At 73.4% G+C, this 2,941-nt stretch carries 2 protein-coding genes; both read right to left on the reverse strand.

The window, feature by feature from the left end; genetic code table 11:
- Nucleotides 1-403 (reverse strand): PAS domain-containing protein (locus GUY61_RS36925; RefSeq protein ID WP_313897027.1); only part of this gene is annotated, 403 nt, incomplete at its 3' end.
- Between the two features lie 142 nt (nucleotides 404-545).
- Nucleotides 546-2,941 (reverse strand): MFS transporter (locus tag GUY61_RS36930; RefSeq protein ID WP_166634664.1); only part of this gene is annotated, 2,396 nt, incomplete at its 5' end.

The raw sequence follows: 2,941 nt of genomic DNA on the forward strand, positions 1-2,941 counted from the left end.
GAGACAGGGCGGGGCCATGCGCGGGGGCGGAGAGCCTGGCCCGGCCGGACGCCGGATACGAACTCCGGCCGTGGAGCGCGGTGTCGAACGCGGGCCCCGGCGTCTCGTACAGGCCGTGCATGCCGTGCATGCCGTGCATGCCGTGGTCACCGCGCGGGTCTTGCCCCGGTGGTTCCGACAGCGCGCCGCCGATGGGCATCAGATCGTCGGCGGGCCGGCCCACCGCCTCCTCTTTCGGCCTGCCGAACAGCCGCCTCGCGCCCGTGCTCCAGTGCGAGACCAGCCCGTCCCCGTCGACGACGACCACGGCGAGCGGCACGCGCCCGGCCGCGACGCCCCGCGGGTCGGGCTGTCCCGGTACGCGGTCCACCATTCCGTCGCCCCGCGACGTCCCACGGTCCATGGTGAGGGGCTCCTTCCCGTGGCGTCACGGTGATCCGCGCACCACCGGTCCACGGTACGACCGCCGGGTGACGTCGAGCCGGTCAACGGCGCAAGAGGAGTGCGCCGCGCTCTCCCGCCCACGCACGCCCGCTGACTTGACGTCAGTCCTCGTGGCCGAGTTGCAGGTCCCGTTCGGTGCGCCCGCCTCCGGCGACCTGGAGCACGGTTGCGACCGGCGGGTAACCCGCGGCGATCACCGTGTACTCCCCCGAGGACAGGTCCACGAAGCGGAAGGTCCCGTCGGCCCCCGTGGTGAGCGTGTCCACCACATTGCCCGCGGCGTCCAGCAGAGTGACCCTGGCGTCCTCGACGGGCCGCCCGCCGCCCGCGCGGACGGTGCCGCGCAGCACGGCGCCGCCGGCGAGTTCGATGTCCTGCCGGGTCTCCCGGGAGGCCTGCACGCTGACGGGCAGCGCGGCCGGGCGGAAGGCGGGGGCGCTGGCCGCGAGGGTGTACTCGCCCGCGACCAGTTCCGTCATGACATAGCCGCCCTCACGTCCGCTGCGCGTCGTCGCGACGACCTCTCCGCGTACGTCGGTGAGGGTGACCGCCGCTTCGCGGACGGGGCTGCCGTCGGCCGTCAGCACACTGCCCGCGAGCCGGCCCGCGCCGCCGAGGACCACGTCGAGTTCCACGGGCCGCTCGCCCACGGTGACGCTGACGGCCTGCGGCTGGTGTCCTCCGGCGGCCGCGATCAGCACGTACGAGCCGCTGCCCGGGACGCTCAGCGCGTACCGCCCGTCCTCCCCGCTCGCGCCGCGTCCGATCTGCTGCCCGCCGATGTCGATGAGGGTGAGGGCGGCTCTCGGCACGGTCGACCCGTCGTGGTGCCGGACGTAGCCGCACACGGGAACGCCGGCGGTGCAGGTGTACGGCGCTCCGCCGCGCGCGGTGCTCTCGTTGGCGGGCGCCTGCGCCGGGGCGGGAACACTGGAGGTCATGGAGCTGGACAGCGGGATCTCCTTGAGGAAGAGGGCGAAGAGGAGTCCGAGGAGGAGGACCGGCACCAGGTAGAGGAAGATGCGCGGCATCGCGTCGGCGTACGCCTGGATGTAGCCGTCACGCAGGACCGGCGGCAGCTCGTACACCAGTTGCGGGGTGATGGACTCGGGGTCGGGCAGGCCCGCGCCCCCCGTGGCGCCTTCGGGAAGGCGTTCGGCGATGGCGTGGTCGAGCCGCTGGGCGAAGAGGGTGCCGAAGACGGCGGCGCCGACACTGCCGCCGATCTGCCGGAAGTAGTTGTGGGCGCTGGTGGCGGCGCCGAGGTCGGCCGGCGGCACCGCGTTCTGCACGGCGAGGATCAGCACGGGCAGGACCATTCCGACCCCGAGGCCGAGGACGGCCATCCAGACGCTGTACTGGAGGCGGCCGGTGTCGGTCTCGAGGCGGGACAGCAGCCACATGCCCAGGGCGGAGACGGCGCCGCCGGCCACGGGGTAGACGCGGTAGCGGCCCGTGCGGCTGACGAGGTGGCCGGTGACGACGGAGGCCAGCACGATGCCGCCCATCATCGGGAGCATCAGCAGACCGGACTCGGTGGCCCCGGCGCCGTCGGCCATCTGGAGGAAGGTGGGCAGGTAACTGGCGGCGCCGAAGAGCGCGATGCCGCTGACTGCGCCGACCAGGCTGGTGATGGTGAAGACGGAGTCGCGGAACAGCCTCGGCGGGATGAGGGGTTCGGGGGCATGACGCTCGACGAGGAGGAACAGGAGAGCCGTTCCGGCGGCACCCGCGGCCAGTCCCAGGACGACGCCCGAGTCCCACGCGTACTCCGTGCCGCCCCAACTGGTCAGCAGCACCAGGCAGGTGGAGGCGGCGGCGAGCAGCAGCGCGCCGACCACGTCGAACCGGGCCCGGCCGAGGGGTCTGGGCAGCTTCAGCACGGCCGCGACGATGACGAGGGTGACCAGCCCGAACGGCACGTTGAAGTAGAAGCACCAGCGCCAGGAAAGGTGGTCGGTGAAGTAGCCGCCGAGCAGGGGCCCGGCGACGGAGGCGAGCCCGAAGGCGGCCCCGACCAGCCCCATGTAGCGGCCGCGTTCGCGCGGCGGCACGATGTCCGCGATGATCGCCTGTACGCCGATCATGAGGCCGCCGGCGCCGACGCCCTGGACGGCGCGGAAGGCGATGAGCTGGTCCATGGTGCGCGACCAGCCGGCCAGCGCGGAGCCGATGACGAAGACGACGATCGCGAACTCGAAGACGCCCTTGCGGCCGAGGAGGTCGCCGAGCTTGCCGTAGACGGGCAGGCCGATGGTGGCGGTCAGCAGGTAGGCGGTGACGGCCCACGACATCCGGTCCAGGCCCTGGAGCTCACCGACGATCTTCGGCAGGGCGGTTGCCACGATCATCTGCTCGAGCGCGGCGAGCAGCAGGGCGGTCATCAGCGCGAGCAGGACCAGGCGGGTGCGGCGCCGGCCGAGCGCTGTCCCCGTCCCCGTCCCCGTCCCCGTGCCGGTGCCGGTGGCGCCGCCGGCACCGGCACGGGGACGGGGAC

Source organism: Streptomyces sp. GC420 (assembly GCF_009916105.1).
GTDB lineage: Bacteria > Actinomycetota > Actinomycetes > Streptomycetales > Streptomycetaceae > Streptomyces.